Raw genomic sequence first — 18480 nt, forward strand, 5'->3', positions numbered from 1 at the left:
GCCTTCGCTCTTTGTGATGTTCTGATTTTCCGGGCCGACTACGGCCCTTACGGACAACCTCCATGTTGTATTTCACGCGGTGGAAGGCGCTGGGCATCATTCTCACGGCGCTCGTCGTGTGCCTGTGCGCGGTGCCCAACTTCTTCTCCGAAGCGACGGTCAAGACCTGGCCGGCCTGGGCGCAGCGCCGGCTGGTGCTCGGCCTCGACCTGCAGGGCGGCTCCTATCTGCTGCTCGAGGTCGACTCCAACTACATCAAGAAGGAGCGGCTCGATGCCGTGCGCGACGACGTTCGCCGCACGCTGCGCGATGCCAAGATCGGCTACACCGGATTGGTGAGCCGGGGTGATGGGGTCGAGGTCCGGATCACCAAGGAAAGCGACACGGGAACCGCGATCTCCAAGCTGCGCGATCTCTCGCAGCCGCTCGGCGGGCTGCTCGGCTCCAGCGGCCAGCGCAGCCTCGAAGTCAGCGATGCCGGCGGCGGACTGGTCCGGCTGACGATCCCGCCGGCGGCCATCACCGAACGCATCCGCCAGACCATCGAGCAGTCGATGCAGATCGTCGAGCGCCGCGTCAACGAGCTCGGCACCGTCGAGCCCGTGATCCAGCGCCAGGGCAACGATCGCATCCTGGTGCAGGTGCCGGGCTTGCAGGATCCGACGCAGCTCAAGAACCTGCTCGGGCGCACGGCCAAGATGGAATTCCGGATGGTCGACACCTCGGTGCCGGCGGATCAGGCGGTGCAGGGGCGGGTGCCGCCGGATTCCGAGGTGCTCCAGAGCGCATCGCCACCCAACCAGCCCTATGTCGTGAAGAAGCAGGTGCTTGTCTCCGGCGGTGATCTCTCCGATGCGCAGACCGGCTTCGACCAGCGCACCAACGAGCCGATCGTCACCTTCCGCTTCAACTCGGCCGGCTCGCGCAAGTTTGCGCAAGCCACCACCGAGAATGTCGGGCAGCCGTTCGCCATCGTCCTCGACAACAAGGTGATCTCGGCGCCGGTCATCCGCGAGCCGATCACTGGCGGCTCGGGCCAGATCTCCGGCAATTTCACCGTGCAGTCCGCCAACGAGCTCGCGATCCTGCTGCGCGCCGGCGCGCTGCCCGCGCCGCTGACGGTCATCGAGGAGCGCACCGTCGGTCCGGGCCTCGGTGCGGACTCGATCGCCAAGGGCGAGCTCGCCTCCTATGTCGGCTCGATCCTCGTCATCGTGTTCATGCTGCTGACCTACCGGCTGTTCGGCGTGTTCGCCAACATCGCCGTGGTGGTGAACGTCGCGATGATCTTCGGCGTGCTGTCGCTGCTCAATGCCACGCTGACCTTGCCGGGCATCGCCGGCATCGTGCTGACGGTCGGCATCGCCGTGGACTCCAACGTGCTGATCTATGAGCGCATCCGCGAGGAGCTGCGCGGCGGCCGCAATGCGATCTCGGCGATCGACGCCGGCTTCAAGCGCGCATTGGCGACCATTCTCGACTCCAACATCACCACCTTCATCGCCGCCGCCGTGCTGTTCTATATCGGCACCGGCCCCGTGCGCGGCTTCGCCGTGACCTTGGGCATCGGCATCCTCACCACGGTCTTCACCGCCTTCACGCTCACCCGTCTGATCGTCGCGGGGTGGGTGCGGTGGAAGCGGCCGCAAAGCGTGCCAATCTAGGAGCTACTGTGACACACTGGGTTCTCATCGGGCTTGGCATCCTGATCGCGGTGCTGACGGTGGTCAGCGCGCTCGGCCTGCTGCCGTCGCTGCGCATCGTTCCCGACGACACGCATTTCGATTTCACGCAGTTCCGCCGCATCAGCTTTCCGATTTCTGCGGCGCTGTCGATCCTCGCGATCGTGCTGTTCTTCACCCATGGCTTGAACCTCGGCATCGATTTCCGCGGCGGCACCTTGCTCGAGGTGCGGGCCAAGTCCGGCACCGCCGACATTGCGGGGATGCGCGCGACGCTGGCGACCCTCGGTCTGGGCGAGGTGCAGCTGCAGCAGTTCGGCACTGCGGCCGATGCATCGGTTCTGATCCGAATTGCCGAACAGCCGGGCGGCGACGCCGCTCAGCAGGAGGCAGCCAACAAGGTCAAGGCGGCGATCGGCGATTCCGTAGAGTATCGCCGGGTCGAGGTGGTGGGGCCGCGCGTTTCCGGCGAGTTCCTGGCCGTCGGCATGCTCGGCCTGATGCTCGCGATCATCTCGATCCTGATCTATCTCTGGTTCCGGTTCGAATGGCAGTTTGCGCTCGGTGCCATGATCGCCAACGTCCACGACATCGTGCTGACGATCGGCTTCATGTCGATCAGCCAGGTCGATTTCGACCTCACCAGCATCGCGGCGCTGCTGACCATTCTCGGCTATTCGCTCAACGACACCGTCGTCATCTACGACCGTATCCGCGAGATGCTGCGGCGCTACAAGAAGATGCCGATGCCGCAGCTGCTCAACGAATCGATCAACTCGACCTTGTCGCGCTCGATCATCACGCACGTCACGGTGACCCTGGCGCTGCTGGCATTGCTCTTGTTCGGCGGCCCGGCGATCCACAGCTTCACCGCGGTGATGATGTTCGGCGTGGTGCTGGTCGGCACCTACACCTCGATCTTCATCGCCGCGCCGATCCTGATCTATCTCGGCGTCGGAACCGTTCGGGGTGATCAGATCGACGAGCCGAAAAAGAAGCCCTGATCAGCCGTTGGACCCGGATCGGGGTTGAGATGTTGGTCTCGCATGGCAACTGACGCCCCGCATTTCCCGCGGTCCGCGCCGATCGACGGTTATGGCAAAGGCGGCTTCGCCTTTGCCGGCATGTCGCATCGCGGCTCGCTGCTGTGCCTGCCCGACTCGATCTGGGCCTGGGACGTCATCCAGCCCAGCCAGATCGACCGCTATTCGTTGCAGCGCGTTTTTGATGCGGCGAACGGGATCGACACGCTCATCATCGGCACCGGAAACGAAGTCTGGATCGCGCCGGCACCGCTGCGCGCGGCCCTGCGTGGCGTGAACGTCGTGCTCGATGCGATGCAGACCGGCCCCGCGATTCGCACCTACAACGTCATGATCGGCGAGCGGCGCCGGGTTGCGGCAGCGCTCATCGCCGTCCCATGAGCGAGACGACCGCCAACAGCGACGCCGCGTTCTGTGCAGGCCTTGTCCGCGAGCACGATTTCGACCGCTACGCCTCGACGCTGTTCATGTCGCCCGAGCCCCGGCGTGCGCTATTGTCGCTGTACGCATTCAACGTCGAAGTCAGCCGCATTCGAGATCTCGTGTCGCAGCCGCTGCCGGGCGAAGTCCGCCTGCAGTGGTGGCACGACACGCTGACGGGTCACGAACATGGCGGCGCGGAGGGAAATCCCGTTGCGGCCGAATTGCTGCTCACCGTGCAGCGCTTCGCGCTTCCGGTCGAGCGGCTGACGCGCCTGGTCGATGAGCATCAGTTCGATCTCTACAACGATCCGATGCCGACGATGGCGGCGCTGGACGGCTATCTCGGCGACACGCGTGGCGCGCTGTTCGCGCTGGCCGCGCAGATCATTGCGCCGCCGTTTGCGGACGCCGATCATCTCGCGCACCATGCCGGCATCGCGCAAGGGTTGCTCCAGGTGATCGCGGCGCTGCCGCGCGATGCGGCCCACCGGCAGCTCTATGTCCCGCTCGATCTTCTCGCGCGGCATGGCGTCGGCCAGGAGGAGATGTTCTCCGGCAAGGCGTCGCCGGCGATCCAAGAGGTGATCATGGACCTGCGCGGGCAGGCCCGGCAGCATCTCGATCACACCCTCGAGCTGGCGCGTCAGGCGCCACCGGCCGTGCGGCCGGTTCTGCTGCCGCTCGCGCTGGTCCGGCGCGACCTTGCGCGGGCCGGACCCCGCGACGATCCGTTTCAGCCGCGCTCCCGCTCGCGCCTCGCGACGCTGTGGACGCTGTGGCGGGCCGCGGGGACGACGAGTTTTTGCGCGCGCTGACCCCGTCGCGGGCTCAAGCCGAGGGCATCGTGCTCCAGAGCGGCGGGCTGTGCAGGAGTCTCGGCATGTCCGGCGGCTCGTGCCGGTGGATCGTGCAGCGGGTGTCCCAGACGACGAGATCACCCGGTCGGCAGGTGTGGGTCCAACTGAACTCGGGCCGTTCGGCAAGCTGCCAGAGATCGTCGAGCAGCGCGTCTGATTCGTCCTGCTCGAGGCCGACGACGTAGGAATGGCGACGCTGCCCCAGCGCGAGCATCGAGCGGCCGGTATCGATATGATTGCCGACCAGAGGATGCACCGGGCCTGCGATGACGGTGCGACGGCCATCATCGGCGGTGTCGGTCGCGAGATGACGAACCTTCAGATGAGCGACGCGGCTGCGCAGCGCCGGTGAGAGCGCGTCATAAGCGGCGTAGAGGCTGCAGAATGACAGTCTGTCGCCCAGCAAGCCCCCGGGGGAGGTGTAAAATAGATCCGCGTGACCGAAGCGACGGCTGAAGGCCGCGATGTCACGTTCACCAAGCCGCTGGCCGCGCACCAGCAGGACCTGATGCTTGAGCAGCGCGCGCATGAACGAGGCGAACGCCCAATCGTCGAAGGATCCGAGATCGACATTGCAGACCTCGGCACCGAGCGTCTTTCCCGTCGGGATGACCTGGATGAGGCTGCTTTCGGCGCTTCGAGCAACGTTGCTTCTGAGACTCACTTGCGTCATCTCCCAAGTTTCACCAGCGCCTGCAAATCAACCATCGTAATTTGTCGGGGGTGTTTCGGCTCGGAGGCAATTCGCGGAAGGATCGCGGCACGATCTGCCGATTGTCGGCACACTCTGCCGCTCTGAGTCGGAAGTTGGACGCTTCAAGGCGATGCGCGAGGAAATATCCAGCAACCTGCAACTCATTCGCAGGCAATCTGGCGCTTGATCGTGCTGATCCCGCGCGCAAGCGAATCAGTGTGGACGATCTGTTCCCTTGATTTGGGTCCGATGCATGATTCGCCGCGCATGATCATCGAACGGATCGCGCCGATGCATGGTGCAGCGATTGTCCCAGATGACGAGATCTCCGACCTTCCAGACATGCTCCCAGGAGAATTCCGGACGGGCAACATAGGCCCACAACGCGTCGAGCAATGCTTCCGACTCGGCGAGCTCGAGGCCGACCAGATAGGCATTGCGCCGGCGGCCGAGATAAAGCATCCGCAGGCCGGAATCGGGATGCGTGCAGACCAGCGGATGGATCGCGCCCGGCGATGTGCGCGGATCATCGGTCGGCGTTACGCCCTGTCGGACGAAGCCGCCGCTGTTGTAGGTGCCGTCGTGCTTGATCTTCAGATCTGCGACGCGGCGCTTCAGTTCAGGAGGAAGCGCGTCGTACACGGCATACATGCTGCAGAACGACGTGTTGCCGCCGACGGGGGGAATTTCCAGCGCGTAGAGCGCGCTCGCGATCGGCGGCGTGTCGAGATACGACATGTCCGTATGCCACACCGCTTCGCCCGCGCCGAGGCTGCCGATCGCCTCGCCATTCACCTTCACGTTCGAGACGATATAGATTTCGGGTAGACCGTCGACGAAGCGGCGCCCGTTCTCCTGCACCGGCGCCCAGTCGAGATCGCCGAAGCGGCGGCTGAAGGCGATCAAGTCCTGGTCCGTCAGACCCTGGCCGCGCACCAGCAAAACGGAGTGCGTGTGAAAGGCACGGAGCAGGGAGCCGAAGCCCGCATCGTCCAGATGCTTGAGATCGACATGTCGAATCTCGGCACCGAGTTGCCGGCCGGTCGGGATGATCTCGATGTTCGACGACCGAGACGTTGTGGCCGCGCGGGTTTCGACGTTCATTGCCAATCCTCCCAAACGACATTGCAACCAAAGGATACAATGGTCGGTCCGCGAAGTCTCGTCCGCTCAGGCCGAAGGCAGGTTCAGGTCCGCCTCGAAATTGAACCGGTCGCGCAGGTTTTTGCGCGAGTCCAGGATGTCCTTGAGGAAAGCGCGATCGCTGTCGCTCGTGAGCATCGGTTCGATCAGGTCGATCTGGTTCATCGCGACCAGCTGCAACAGTTCAGTGCGTGGCCTGCCGCTGGCGTCGCGCGGCAGGGCATGCACGACCTGGATATGCTCCGGCGGCTTCGGGCCCTTGGCTGAAGCAAGCTCGTTTTGCAGCTGAGTTTCAAGCGTCGGCTGCTCTCCCTCGACGAACGCATAGAGCCCGACGCCGGTCCGGCGGTCTGCGAAGGCAACGATCGCCGCGTCGCGCACGGCCGGGTTCTTCCGGATCATGTCCATCAGCACCGGCGCATCGTTGACCAGGCGTCGTCCGCCACCCTCGCGGTCGGTGAAATTGAAGATGCCGCGCGTGATGGCGCGATACACCTTCTTGCCGGTCATCAGCCAGACGCGCGCGAACAGCGATTTGCGTGCCAGGATCTTGCGCTCCTGCGGCGTCAGCGCCTCGGGCGCGTAACTCCGCTTATGCTTGAGCAGATGACGCAGGTCCTCATAGGCCGCGATCCGGAACAGCCGGCTGCGGCTCTCGAAGCAGGCGGCCAACTGAAAATCGGTGACGTAGCAATGGCCGTCGTGACCGACGAGCCAATTCTGCTCCTTGGCGAGATCGTTGTGCGTGATTCCGGCGCGATGCAGCCGGCGCATCATCCGCTTGGCCGAGCGGAAATAGGCGGCGTTGCCGTGCGGCTTGGCCAGATGCAGCGCCACGCCATTGATGAAGCCGCGGACCAGCGCGCGATCCCCAGCCCATAGCAGATCAGGGCCGGCGTTGAGCCCCTTGGCGCGCATCAGCGCCTTGCGCTCGCGCGCGAACAAATGCCGCGCCAGCACGAACGACCACCACGGCACCTCATCGAGCCGGCGCAGCACGGCGTCGACGTCACCGGCCTCGCTCTTGAAGCGGCCGCGCTCGACGGTCGAGAACACGTCGCGCTTGAGCAGAACGCCTTCGCTCCAGCGCGCCGCCAGCACGGCGAAATCAGTCTTCGGCAAACTCATGGGGCTCTCACGCAGCGGCCGCGACGGGCAAGTGCTCGGCGATCCAGCGGTCGAGATCGGCCAGCGCGCGGGCGCTCATCGCCTGCTTCTTCGCCACCGTCTTCTCGTTGCCCTTCAGCCGCGTGCCGTCCGGCTTGCGGGTCGGGGTCGTCGCCAGCGGCGGGAACAGGCCGAAATTGATGTTCATGGGCTGGAACGAGCGTGTCGCACCGTCGATCGTCTCGATGTGGCCGCCGGTGATATGGCCGAGCAGGGCACCGAGCGCCGTGGTTGGTGGTGGCGGCAGCAGATTGGCGCCGCGCACCTCGGCGGCGGCGTAGAGGCCGGCGATCAGCCCGATGCTCGCCGACTCCACATACCCCTCGCATCCCGTCATCTGGCCGGCAAAGCGCAGCCGTGGCTGGACGCGCAGGCGGAGCTGCGCATCGAGCAGCTTCGGCGAGTTGAGGAAGGTGTTGCGATGCAGACCCCCGAGCCGCGCGAATTCCGCGTTCTCGAGGCCAGGGATGGTGCGGAAGATCTGCTGCTGCGGGCCGTATTTCAGCTTCGTCTGGAATCCGACCATGTTGTAGAGCGTGCCGAGCTTGTTGTCCTGGCGCAGCTGCACGATCGCGTAGGGCTTGACCGTCGGATTGTGCGGATTGGTCAGGCCGACCGGCTTCATCGGGCCGTGACGCAGCGTCTCGTGGCCGCGCTCGGCCATCACTTCGACCGGCAGGCAACCGTCGAAATAGGGCGTGTTGGTCTCCCACTCCTTGAAGTCGGTCTTCTCGCCGGCGAGCAGCGCCGCGACGAAGGCGTCGTACTGCTCCTTCGTCATCGGACAGTTGATGTAGTCAGCACCCGTGCCGCCCGGACCGACCTTGTCGTAACGCGACTGGAACCACGCCTTGGTCATGTCGATCGTGTCCTTGTGCACGATCGGCGCAATGGCGTCGAAGAAAGCAAGTGCCGTCTCGTCGGTCAGGTCACGGATGGCCTCGGCGAGCGGCTGCGAGGTGAGGGGACCGGTGGCGACAATGACGCGATCCCACTCCACCGGCGGCAAGCCGGTAACTTCGCCGCGGCGCAGCGCGATGCGTGGATGCCCTTCGAGAGCCGCTGCGACGGCCGCCGAGAAGCCGTCGCGGTCGACGGCCAATGCGCCACCGGCCGGAACCTGATTGGCGTCGGCAGCGCGCATGATCAGCGAGCCCAGCCGGCGCATCTCGGCATGCAGCAGGCCGACGGCGTTGTTGGCCGCATCGTCGGAGCGGAAAGAGTTCGAGCACACCAGTTCGGCCGCGGTGGCGGTTCGGTGCGCCTCGGTCATGCGGTCCGGCCGCATCTCGTGCAGCACCACATCGACTCCAGCCTCGGCGAGCTGCCAAGCGGCTTCAGAGCCGGCGAGGCCGGCACCGACAACGTGGACGGTATTCGAAGGTGATTTGGAGCCTGTCATGCGCGGGACAGGTAGCGCTTTTCCCGAGCGCTGCAAATGCGCCAATGAGGCTCGGCGCGAGAAAGCGGGCGCATGTGTTTCGCTGCGCCAGGCCTAGATGCGGCAACGCCCGCAGCGAGGCGGGCGATGTCCGGTAGATATCGGAAGAAGGCCGATCAGCCGTTGTAGTGACCGGCGGCAACGCGCGGGATGTCCGAGCGATCGAGACCGATGTCGGCGAGTTCGCGATCGCTGAGCTGCGACAGCTCGGCAACGTTGCGCTGATACTCACGGAACGCCTGAACCATGCGGATGAGCGAGAGCAACATGAGAAATCTCCTTTAGTTCACGATTCAGTTCTTCATTGGGAACCTCATCGTTGAAATGAACATAGAAGAGATTGTTGCGATGCGGAAGCGTTGATGTTGCGATGCAGCTAAACCTCCGGCGCATAGCTTGGGTAACGCTTGAGTAAGAATCGGGCAGGGGGATCAGAGGGCGGATCTGTCGGAAACCTCCGTAATCATGCTGTTTTTCAATCGTTCGTTTGAAAAGCCCGATCGATAGCCTGCCACCACGGCTGTGAAGCCGTTAGGCGTTGAGCATCTCGCGAGCCCCGACGAAGTGCATGGGTCGATCGGCGTGAATTTTTATTCACTCTTTGATGTCGCGACGGTGAACCGATGTCCACGATCACGCGCGGCTCGCAGTGATTTCATTTCGCGAGAATATCGCGGTGGTGCGACAAATTGTCGCGGCGTCCGGCAATGATGCCTGCGCCGTCGCACCAGCGAGGAAAAACAATGAACAGCAAACTGTTGGGGGCCGCGCTCGTCATCGCGGCGATGACCGCGTTCGGTCCGGCTCAGGCGGCGCGGATGCACGGCGCCGGCTGCAGCGGGGCCAACCTGGAGAAGACTGAGACGGCGATCGAGGCTATGGCTGATGGCGATGCCAGATACACGGCGCAGCGAGAGATCGCGGCGGCCCAGGATGCGCTGCTGAGCGGCAAGATGGGCGCCTGCAGCGTTCATCTGACGAAGGCGATGCAGGCCGGGATGATCAAGTAGCGCGTCAATCGTTCGCATCGTTGAACCAAGGGCCGATCGCGTCACCGCGATCGGCCTTTTTCCGGGCAGGCTATGGCGCCCGCGCCAGCTGCGTCGCGAAGGTCGCGATCGTCCGCGCATAGACCTCGCTCTTGTTCCACTGCTGGATGACCGCAAAATTCGGGCCGCCGGGCTCCCAGTCCTTGCCCTTCTGCCAGCCATAGCCTTTCAAATAGTTCGCAGTGGAGGCGAGAACGTCGGGCGCGCTGCGGATCAGGTCGCGCCGGCCATTGCCGTCGAAATCGACGGCATATTTGATCCAGGACGACGGCATGAACTGGGTCTGTCCGATCTCGCCGGCCCAGGCGCCGCGCATCTCGGCCGGCTGGAGATCGCCGCGGTCGACGATCCGCAGCGCATCCAGCAACTCGCCGCGAAACTGCTCGGCGCGGCGGCAGTCATAGGCCAAGGTCGCGAGCGCACGGATGGTCGGGAACTTGCCGACATTGACGCCGAAATCGGTCTCGAGGCCCCAGATCGCGACCAGCACCTCGCCGGGCACGCCGTAGCTCTGCTCGATCCGCGACAGCACCGAGCCGTATTGCTTCAGCATGTTGGAGCCGCGGGTCAGGCGCGGCGGCACCATGCGCCCGGAGAACTCTTCGAAGGTCTGGCTGAACACCTTCTGACCGCGGTCGCGGTTCAGCACGCTTTGGTCCGGCGTCACGCCCGTCAGCGCCGCATTGATCGTGTTTTGCGAGATGCCCTTGGCCGCAGCCTCGGTCTTGAACTCGGCGAGCCAGCCGTCGAAATTGCCGTTGCCGCAAGGTACCGCGGCGTGCGCTGGCGCTGACAGGGGGGTAAGGGCAGCGAGACAGGCAAGAGCGGACACGGCGAGAACGCGAGCGATCATCGAAACACCTGGACGGCAATGGATTCAAAAAGCGTTGCTGGGCGTGCTCCATGTCGGGCGTAACCGCGGCAGCAGCAAGGCCTTTCGATCACATTGGCGTCGGATTTCGTGAGCGCCGCCACACTCTGCGGCCCCTCGACGCGACCGCCGGCCCGGAGGCCGGCGGCAGTGAAAACTCATCGCTGCGTCCTCACATCTGGTCACGCGAGCGCCATGGGAACAGGTTCGCCGGGAAATCGGCCGCGGGCTTGGAGCTGCGGGGGACCGGCGGCACGATCCGGGCGGCGTCGGGGTGGATCGCGATGGCCTCACGGTAGAGATGCCAGGTGGCGTGGCCGAGCACCGGGATCACGACGGCGAGACCGAGGAAGAACGGGATCGTGCCGGCCACCAGAAGCACTGCGACGATGAGGCCCCAGGCCGCAACCGGAACTGGGTTCTTGGCCGCCACGCGCAGCGAGGTGACGACCGCTTCGAGCGCGCCGGCGTGACGGTCGAGCATCAAGGGGAAGGACACGATGCTGAGGCACAGCGCCAGCAACGCGAACAGGAAGCCTGCGCCACAGCCGACCGCGATCAGCCACCAGCCTTGCGGCGTAGTGAAGACCCGCTGCAGGAAATCGCTCACACCGGTCGCGCCGCCATAGCCGAACACTGCGACGTAGATCGCCTGCGCGGTCGCGACCCAGGTGACGAACAGCGCGAACAGCAGCGTGCCCAGTCCGAGCATCGAGCCGAACGACGGCGACCGCAGCACCTCCAGGGCATCCCAGGCACTGGTGTCCTCGCCGCGGTCTCGGCGGCTGCTGAGCTCATAGAGACCGAGCGCGGCGAACGGGCCGAGCAGGGCGAAGCCGGCCGCCAGCGGAAACAACAGCGGCACCACCGCATAGCCGAACACTGCACGCGCCAGCACCAGGCCGAGAACGGGATAGATCGCACATAGCATCACGGCGTGACTCGGCACCGCCTTGAAGTCATCCCAGCCGAGCCGCAGCGCACGCATCAGGCTCGACATGTCGATCGTACGAATCGTCAGCTCAGCCGCGACCTCGTCTGCCGCCCGAACGTGGGAGGCAGCATTGCTGTGGTAGGTAGCCATCGTCGTGTGCTCCCTCAACTTGCGCGGGGCGCTTCCCAACCACGCAGGCGGGCTGCGCTTCTCGTTGGAACAAATTCGCGGATGGCCAGACGCGACGAACCTCGGGGCGGCCATTCGCGAACGGAAGTCATCAGGATAGTAGCAAAACAGGCTGCGCCTACTCACGCCTCGGTGAGGGCTGTGAATGTCGCAGTGCATTAGCTTGGCACGCCCATGCAGAAGCCTGAGCATGGTCCAATAAAGTCGTTCCGCCGTCATTCCGCCTTGGGTAAGCTTCACATTCGTCGCCGTGTTCGCGTTTGGCAGGCCACGGCGGTGGCGGAGCGGCTCCGACGGGCGTCTCTGCAACGGAACATCGCCGGCCGAGTTCTTCTTACGATCACCATCCATTGGGAGCCATTGATGAGCGTTTTCGGAAAGATCATGGGCGCGATTTTCGGCCATCATGCCGAGGCGGCACCGGCCGGCGGCAGCACGCCCGCCGCGGGCGGCGCCGCGCCGGCCGGCGGCGCGGCTGCGTCCCCGACGGCGGCCCCGGCTGCTGCGCCGCAAAATGTCGATGTGGCTGCGATCGTCGACAAGGCGGCGGCTGCCAAGCACGAGAAGCTGGAGTGGCGAACCTCGATCGTCGACCTGATGAAGGCGCTCGATATCGATTCGAGCCTCGCTGCGCGCAAGGAGCTCGCCAAGGAGCTCGGCTATAGCGGCGACACCAACGACTCCGCCAGCATGAACGTGTGGCTGCACAAGCAGGTGATGAGCAAGCTCGCCGCCAATGGCGGCAAACTGCCGCCGGAGATCAAGCACTGAGCTTGCGCCGCTCACGGCAAGAACAAGAAGCGAAAGGCCCGCCATCGTGCGGGCCTTTGTCGTCTTGGATCGCGTCTGGCGTGAGGCTGTGCCAGCGCCTCAGACGTGCACGAAGCCGGCGCGTTCCCAGGCCTCCGCATGTAGCTGGCCGATGTCGCGCAGCGTGCGCTCGTCGAGCTGGTCGAGATAGGCGAGCTGCGTGCGGTAGTGAACGTAGCGCTTGATAACGTCGAAAATGGCTGTGATGAACATGTGCCTCTCCCCATGGGTCTGGTTGCTTGCTCGGCGGGGGATTGCTGATCCATCCAGGTAGCCATTGCGTTAAGGCGCGCCGTCCAATCGTCTCGCCCGGTAATTCCACGGCCCATCAGGCCATGATGTCCCGGTTCTCCGGATGGTCTCGGAGGTAGTCGGCGACGAAGCTGCAGCCCGCGATGACCTTGCGGCCGTCGGCGCGGATCAGCGCGAGGGCACCTTCCACGAGCTGCGAACCGATGCCGCGGCCTCGCAGCGGTAGCGGGGTCTCGGTGTGGGTGATGATCACCCCCTGCGGCGTGGCCCGGTAATTGGCAAACGCGACGTGGCCGTTGATGTCGAGCTCGAAGCGGCTCCCGGCCTTGTTGTCACGGACATCAGTCATGCGCCTCTACTTTCGTTTAGGTTTCTCGGTGATCTTGAGGAACTCCGCCAGCAGTGCACGGATCGACCATGGCTTGCCATCGACAGCACCCCGGATGTCGTCGATCTTCCATTGGCCCGCTTCGCGCACGAGGTCGTAACGGATGATGTCGTCGGCCTGTTCCTTGCGCTCGGTCCGGTGGCCGCGAATACTGACCGCGACGGTTGCCTTGTCGCCGTCCTGCATTTCCGACGTCACCTTGAACGAGGCGACATCGGGATCCTGCGAATTCGTGACGGGATCGAAATCGATCGCCCCGACCTCGCCCTTGGGCGTGCGGGCGTCCATCTTCGCCCATTGGGCGGCCAGCGACTTCGACAGATATTTCGCGCGCGCTGCCTTGTCCTCGATGACGAAGGTGCCGCCATCCTCCCCCTTGCCCTTGGCGACGCGGGTGTAGATCGCAGTCATGATGCCGACAGGCTCGCTGGAAGCAGGCGCCTGCGCGTGCAGCGGAGAAGCGGCGAGCACGCCAGCGAGGCCGAGAAGCAGGAAGCGACGATCGATCATGGTTGTCCTCAAATCAGATTCGGCGCGCGGTGATATGAAGAAATGCGCGGCCGGCCACGGTTTGTCGCGCGGCATCCGCATCCGTTCGAAACACGCCACCGCATGGGTGGGATGGGGAGGCCGGCCTTGCGAGGGCGAGCAGGACCGGGATAAACAGGCCCAAAGGTATCGGGCGGCTGAGATCGCCTGAAGGATCGACCGAGGGGACGCTTCCATGGGTCTGTTCGTCAGCTGCAGCGGCGCGAGAGGTTGTCGATGACACCGGTACCCCTGCGCATGTCCCGCCGGGTGATGAACCTCGCGCATATCGTCACGCAAAATGGCCGCCGGCTCGGCGACCGCGTCGGCTTCGTCTGGGGCGAGAGGTCGTGGACCTGGCGCGAAATCGACGCGATGGTCTCGGCGCTCGCGGCGGCGCTGGCCGAGCAGGGGATCGCCAAGGGCGATCGCATTCTGGTGCACTCCAAGAACTGCGAGGAGATGTTCGTCTCGATGTTTGCCGCGTTCCGGCTCGGCGCGGTCTGGGTGCCCACCAATTTCCGCCTGATGCCGGACGAGGTCGCCTACCTCGCGACCGCCTCGGGCGCGAAGGCGTTTCTCTGCCATGGCGACTTTCCGGAGCACGCTGCCGCAGTGACGACTGCTGACTTCACCTGGCGCATCGGTGAAGGCGGCAGCTTCGGCACGGGGGCCGTGGCCGACGCAATGAAGGCGCATGTCGGCGCACACGTCGCGAACGCTGCCGTCGAGCATGACGATCCCTGCTGGTTCTTCTTCACCTCGGGCACGACCGGCCGCTCCAAGGCGGCGGTGCTGACGCATGGCCAGATGGCGTTCGTCATCACGAACCATCTTGCAGACCTGACGCCGGGCACGACCGAGCACGACGCGTCGCTCGTCGTGGCGCCGCTGTCGCACGGCGCCGGCGTGCACCAGCTGATGCAGAGCGCGCGCGGTGCCAAGACCGTGCTGCTGCCGAGCGAGAAGTTCGACATCACCGAAGCCTTCCGCCTGATCGAGATGCATCGCATCAGCAACCTGTTCACGGTGCCGACCATCCTGAAGATGATGGTCGAGCATCCCGCCGTCGACCAATTCGATCATTCCTCGCTGCGCCATGTGATCTATGCCGGCGCGCCGATGTATCGCGAGGACCAGAAGCGCGCGCTGGCGCGGCTCGGCAAGGTCATCGTCCAGTATTTCGGCCTCGGCGAGGTCACCGGCAACATCACGGTGCTGCCGGCCGCGGCGCACGAGGAAGAGGATGGACCGGAGGCGCGGATCGGCACCTGCGGCTATGAGCGCACGGGCATGCAGGTCTCGATCCAGGACGATCAGGGGCGTGAGCTGAAGCCGGGCGAGACCGGCGAGATCTGCGTCATCGGTCCGGCCGTGTTTGCGGGCTACTACGACAATCCCGACGCCAATGCGAAGGCGTTTCGCGACGGCTGGTTCCGCACCGGCGATCTCGGCCACATGGACGCGCAGGGCTTCGTCTATATCACCGGCCGCGCGTCGGACATGTACATCTCCGGCGGCTCCAACATCTATCCGCGCGAGGTGGAGGAGAAGATCCTGACCCATCCCGACATCGGCGAGGTCGCCGTGCTCGGCGTGCCTGATCCCGTCTGGGGCGAGGTCGGCGTCGCCGTCTGCGTGGCGCGCGAAGGTGCGGCCGCGCCGAGCGAGAGCGCGATCGCCGGCTATCTCGCCACCAAGCTGCCGCGCTACAAGATGCCGAAGCGCTTCTTCTTCTGGGACGCGTTGCCCAAATCGGGCTATGGCAAGATTCCGAAGCGTCTGGTGCGCGACGAGCTCGAGGCGCGCGGCCTGCTCGATCTCACCAGGCAGGGTTGACGCGTGATGCGATCCATCACCCAGCCCGGTGCGCCCGTCGCGGATCGCATCCAGTGGGTCGAGGCCCGCGGCCGCGTGTTCACCTTCACCATGGAGCAGGGGTTGCCGCTCTTGGACGCCGCGCGCCGCGGCTTTGCGGCCAATGGCTTTGCCGGCGGTGTGCTCGATATCAAAGGCGGTGCGCTCGGACCGTTCGCCTATGTGATGCCGGCGCTGTCGAAGACGGCGGATCATGCCGCGTTCTACAGCGACACCTATCGTCCCGCCGGTGTGACGCGCCTGTCGACGGGGACGATGACCCTCGGCGTGCGCGACGGCGCGCCATTCTTCCATTGCCACGCGCTGTGGATGGAGGAGGGGAGCCGCAACGGCGGCGGGCACATCCTGCCGGAGGAGACCATCGTCGCCGAGCCGTTCGAGGTCGACGCCTTCGGGCTCGACGGCGCGATCTTCACGGCAGAGCCGGACGTCGAGACCGGCTTCAAGCTGTTCGGGCCGGTAGCGGCCGCACCAAGCGGCGCCACGACGGACTGCCGCGCCTTCGCGCTCCGGCTGCGGCCGAACCAGGATTTCGCCGGTTGCCTGGAAGCGTTCTGCCGGGCGCAGGGGATCAGCAAGGCCCGCATTCGCGGCGGCGTCGGCTCGACCATCGGGGCGCGCTTCGAGGACGGCGTCGTCGTCGAGCCGTTCGCGACGGAGCTGACCATCACCGCCGGCGCGATCGCGCCGGGCGACGACGGCCTTGAAGCCACTGTTGACGTCGCGCTGGTCGACTACACCGGCGCGCTCGCGCGGGGGCGCCTCGTCCGCGGCGACAATCCGGTGCTGATGACGATGGAGCTGGTGCTGGAGGTCGTGGCGTAGCCCGCGTGGGCCGGTGGCCGATGCGGGCGCGATGTGCGAGATTGCCGGTGATGTCACCGAGGTTGTGAAGGCGTCATGGCGAGGAAGCAACGCGAGATCCGGCTGCCGGCCCCTTATCTGAAGCGGCTGTGGCTCGATCCGGCGAAGATCTCCGATCGCGCGGCCTATCCGTTTTGCCTGCCGTTCCTGCAGGACGCGTTCGAGCTCAGCTTCACCAACGCCATCACCATCATCGTCGGCGAGAACGGCACCGGCAAATCGACCCTGCTCGAAGGCATTGCCGCGCTGGCGGGCTACGACGAAGCTGGCGGCGGCAAGGGTTACATGCCGGTCGACCATGGGCGTGCGATCGAGCGTATGGGCGGCGCACTCGCCGCCGCGCTGCGCGCGAGTTGGTTGCCGAAGATCACGCAAGGCTGGTTCTTCCGCGCCGAGAGCTTCTTTTCGGTGGCGCGCTATCTCGATCAGGCCGCACTGGACGATCCGTTCGGCGGGCCGCCGCCCGACTTCCTGTCCCATTCGCATGGCGAGGGGTTCCTGCGCTTCTTCGAGGAGCGCTGCCAGCGCCAGGGCATCTACATTTTCGACGAGCCGGAATCGGCACTGTCGCCGGCGCGCCAGATCGAGTTCCTGAAGCTGATGCGGCGCATGGATGACTCCAGCCATTGCCAGGTGCTGATGGCGACGCATTCGCCGGTCCTGATGGCCTATCCCGGCGCGACCCTGTTGCGGCTGACCAAATACGGCCTTGAGAAGGTCGCGGTGCAGGATACGGATCATTTCAAGGCGATGCGTGAGTTCTGCGCCGACCCCGACGGCTTCGTGCAGGCGGTGCTGGCGGAGTGAGGCCGGGATGATAGGCGAGCAGAGCGAAGCCTGCTCGGCCGTCATTGCGAGCGAAGCGAAGCAATCCAGGATCCCACGAGGACTCTGGATCGCTTCGTCGCTTTGCTCCTCGCGATGACGGAGAGACATGACTTCGCGTTCTCGCCGTGCCAGGTGCACCCGAGCTTTGACGTTCATTCCGCCCTCCTCAGTGAGAGGGCGCAGGGAAGGCCGGGTGCAGGCCGCACCCATGGCCCGCCTGCGAAAAAAAATGCAGGCGGCAGGAACCACAGGATTGGCCGAACAACCGGCCTTCCCTGCGCGACGGTTTCTACCGGCTTATACGCGCTCTCCTCGGTGCGCCGGGCCTTCTGGCCACCGTCATCGGCGCGACGCCTTGAAGGCATCGACACCCACTTGACCTCAGCGTCGGGAGGTCAGGACCACACGATTTCGCCGTCCGCCCCAAAACCCGTCGTCTGCGCAAAAGCGCCGGGCCCGTGACGTCCATCGCATCCCGCCCTCCACGCCCGTGACGACCGCGAAGCGCCCCTCTCGTGAGGACAGGACGCATGCAGGAAAACAGAAATTCCGAAATGGCGAAACAGGAATATTTTTCACGGCAGGACTGGACAAGGGTGATGCCGCTGATCCTGTGCGCAAATTTAGGTTTTGCGCGCATGGCCGTTTTGGTGTCAAAACGGCCGCGTCGTGGCTCGGCCATGTGCGCGCCGTGCCCGTCGGGCGACTCGGAACGTGACAGGAGCGAAGGAAGAGGGGCTGCATGCCGGAGCAGATCGGTCGCCACGACAAGCTCGAACAGGCGCTCCTGGCCCTGGATGATCGCGCCATGGTGCTGGAGGAGCTCGACGGCTTCATCGCCGGCCTGCTCGTGCTCCCTGAGCCGATTCCGCCGGGCGAATGGTTCGCGGCGGCCTTCGGGCTCGGCAAGGGCCATCGCTCCGTGTTCACCAGCATCGACCATGCCAACGAGGTGCTCGGGCTGGTCATGGACTATCACCGGGAGATCGCGCTGACGCTCGCGCATCATCCGGAGCAGTACCAGCCGCGCTTTCCGATCGACGGCTTCAACGGCGAGGTCGTCTGGGAGCTGTGGATCGACGGCTTCGCGGCGGCCACGAACCTGCGTCGTGACAGGTTCGATGCGTATGAGCGGGTGGGCGGCGAAGTCGCCATGGCTGCGGTCGGTCTGATGATGATGATCGGTGCAACTCTCGACGAGAACCCGGATCCCGTCGAATATCGAAATCTCAGTCGCAACGCGCCCCAGAATATCCGCGAGGCGGTGCTGACGCTGCATCAATACCGGCAGAGCGGGGCTCCGCTGCCCGCGTCCACCAGCTTCGCCCGGCAGCCCAATCCCTTCGCGTCGTTCGGCAAGGTCGGCCGCAACGACCCCTGTCCGTGCGGTTCCGGCCAGAAATACAAGCGCTGCTGCGGCGCGAATTGATCGGCCACGA

General features: G+C 65.1%; 20 protein-coding genes. 10 read left to right on the plus strand and 10 right to left on the minus strand.

What is annotated here, in order from left to right:
• Positions 1-62: 62 nt before the first annotated feature.
• The 4 genes from secD to QX048_RS07270 are packed head-to-tail and all read left to right on the plus strand — an operon-like array spanning position 63 to position 3963.
• A complete protein-coding gene (gene secD / locus QX048_RS07255) occupies positions 63-1664 on the plus strand; it encodes a protein translocase subunit SecD (RefSeq protein WP_315711724.1) in 1602 nt (533 codons plus the stop codon).
• Between the two features lie 8 nt (positions 1665-1672).
• Positions 1673-2686 (plus strand): protein translocase subunit SecF, encoded by a 1014-nt coding sequence (gene secF / locus QX048_RS07260; protein WP_316170173.1) that lies wholly within the window; start codon positions 1673-1675, stop codon positions 2684-2686.
• A gap of 42 nt (positions 2687-2728) precedes the next feature.
• Positions 2729-3106 carry an Mth938-like domain-containing protein gene (locus QX048_RS07265; RefSeq protein WP_316191263.1) on the plus strand — a complete coding sequence of 126 codons (378 nt, stop codon included), beginning with the start codon at positions 2729-2731 and terminating at the stop codon, positions 3104-3106.
• A complete protein-coding gene (locus QX048_RS07270; protein ID WP_316191262.1) occupies positions 3103-3963 on the plus strand; it encodes a phytoene/squalene synthase family protein in 861 nt (286 codons plus the stop codon). Before QX048_RS07265 ends, QX048_RS07270 begins: the two co-directional genes overlap by 4 nt.
• 13 nt (positions 3964-3976) lie before the next feature.
• On the opposite strand, the gene QX048_RS07275 is transcribed toward QX048_RS07270, so the two are convergent.
• The 5 genes from QX048_RS07275 to QX048_RS07295 form a co-directional block, all read right to left on the minus strand.
• A complete protein-coding gene (locus QX048_RS07275) occupies positions 3977-4669 on the minus strand; it encodes a TauD/TfdA family dioxygenase (RefSeq protein ID WP_315711730.1) in 693 nt (230 codons plus the stop codon).
• Between the two features lie 243 nt (positions 4670-4912).
• A complete protein-coding gene (locus tag QX048_RS07280; RefSeq protein WP_316186127.1) occupies positions 4913-5803 on the minus strand; it encodes a TauD/TfdA family dioxygenase in 891 nt (296 codons plus the stop codon).
• A 66-nt stretch (positions 5804-5869) separates the two neighbouring features.
• Positions 5870-6970, minus strand: a complete 1101-nt coding sequence (locus tag QX048_RS07285) for a serine/threonine protein kinase (RefSeq protein WP_316191261.1) — start codon at positions 6968-6970, stop codon at positions 5870-5872.
• Between the two features lie 7 nt (positions 6971-6977).
• Positions 6978-8411, minus strand: a complete 1434-nt coding sequence (gene trmFO, locus QX048_RS07290) for a methylenetetrahydrofolate--tRNA-(uracil(54)-C(5))-methyltransferase (FADH(2)-oxidizing) TrmFO (protein ID WP_316191260.1) — start codon at positions 8409-8411, stop codon at positions 6978-6980.
• 155 nt (positions 8412-8566) lie between these two features.
• Complete coding sequence (locus tag QX048_RS07295; protein WP_006614327.1) at positions 8567-8719, minus strand: DUF1127 domain-containing protein; 153 nt, start codon at positions 8717-8719, stop codon at positions 8567-8569.
• A 474-nt stretch (positions 8720-9193) separates the two neighbouring features.
• On the opposite strand from QX048_RS07295, the gene QX048_RS07300 reads away from it, so the two are divergent.
• A complete protein-coding gene (locus QX048_RS07300) occupies positions 9194-9460 on the plus strand; it encodes a hypothetical protein (RefSeq protein WP_315712608.1) in 267 nt (88 codons plus the stop codon).
• 70 nt (positions 9461-9530) lie between these two features.
• On the opposite strand, the gene QX048_RS07305 is transcribed toward QX048_RS07300, so the two are convergent.
• A complete protein-coding gene (locus QX048_RS07305) occupies positions 9531-10352 on the minus strand; it encodes a lytic murein transglycosylase (RefSeq protein ID WP_315711736.1) in 822 nt (273 codons plus the stop codon).
• A gap of 190 nt (positions 10353-10542) precedes the next feature.
• Positions 10543-11454 carry a DUF2189 domain-containing protein gene (locus QX048_RS07310; protein ID WP_315711738.1) on the minus strand — a complete coding sequence of 304 codons (912 nt, stop codon included), beginning with the start codon at positions 11452-11454 and terminating at the stop codon, positions 10543-10545.
• Between the two features lie 402 nt (positions 11455-11856).
• On the opposite strand from QX048_RS07310, the gene QX048_RS07315 reads away from it, so the two are divergent.
• Positions 11857-12264 carry a DUF3597 domain-containing protein gene (locus tag QX048_RS07315; protein WP_315827531.1) on the plus strand — a complete coding sequence of 136 codons (408 nt, stop codon included), beginning with the start codon at positions 11857-11859 and terminating at the stop codon, positions 12262-12264.
• A 99-nt stretch (positions 12265-12363) separates the two neighbouring features.
• Here the strand turns inward: QX048_RS07315 and QX048_RS07320 are convergent, their stop codons facing one another.
• The 3 genes from QX048_RS07320 to QX048_RS07330 form a co-directional block, all read right to left on the minus strand.
• Entirely contained in the window at positions 12364-12516 is a 153-nt protein-coding gene (locus QX048_RS07320; RefSeq protein WP_315827532.1) for a DUF1127 domain-containing protein, read from the minus strand.
• Positions 12517-12631: 115 nt separating this feature from the next.
• Positions 12632-12904: a GNAT family N-acetyltransferase gene (locus tag QX048_RS07325; protein ID WP_315711742.1), complete on the minus strand. Its 273-nt coding sequence runs from the start codon at positions 12902-12904 to the stop codon at positions 12632-12634.
• Positions 12905-12910: 6 nt separating this feature from the next.
• Positions 12911-13453, minus strand: a complete 543-nt coding sequence (locus tag QX048_RS07330; RefSeq protein ID WP_315827630.1) for a DUF3828 domain-containing protein — start codon at positions 13451-13453, stop codon at positions 12911-12913.
• A 255-nt stretch (positions 13454-13708) separates the two neighbouring features.
• Here QX048_RS07330 and QX048_RS07335 point away from each other — a divergent pair, with 255 nt between their 5' ends.
• The 4 genes from QX048_RS07335 to QX048_RS07350 all read left to right on the plus strand — a co-directional run bounded on the left by QX048_RS07335 (position 13709) and on the right by QX048_RS07350 (position 18470).
• Positions 13709-15310, plus strand: coding sequence for an acyl-CoA synthetase (locus QX048_RS07335; protein WP_315827533.1), 1602 nt, complete (start codon positions 13709-13711; stop codon positions 15308-15310).
• A 6-nt stretch (positions 15311-15316) separates the two neighbouring features.
• The gene (locus QX048_RS07340; RefSeq protein ID WP_315827534.1) at positions 15317-16174 is read left to right on the plus strand and encodes a PCC domain-containing protein; all 858 of its coding nucleotides are present in this window, start codon (positions 15317-15319) and stop codon (positions 16172-16174) included.
• Between the two features lie 75 nt (positions 16175-16249).
• Positions 16250-17020, plus strand: coding sequence for an AAA family ATPase (locus QX048_RS07345; protein ID WP_315827535.1), 771 nt, complete (start codon positions 16250-16252; stop codon positions 17018-17020).
• A gap of 763 nt (positions 17021-17783) precedes the next feature.
• Entirely contained in the window at positions 17784-18470 is a 687-nt protein-coding gene (locus tag QX048_RS07350) for a UPF0149 family protein (RefSeq protein WP_315827536.1), read from the plus strand.
• The last annotated feature ends 10 nt before the right edge of the window (positions 18471-18480 follow it).

The sequence above is a fragment of the Bradyrhizobium sp. SZCCHNS30572 genome (assembly GCF_032484415.1).
Taxonomy (GTDB): domain Bacteria; phylum Pseudomonadota; class Alphaproteobacteria; order Rhizobiales; family Xanthobacteraceae; genus Bradyrhizobium.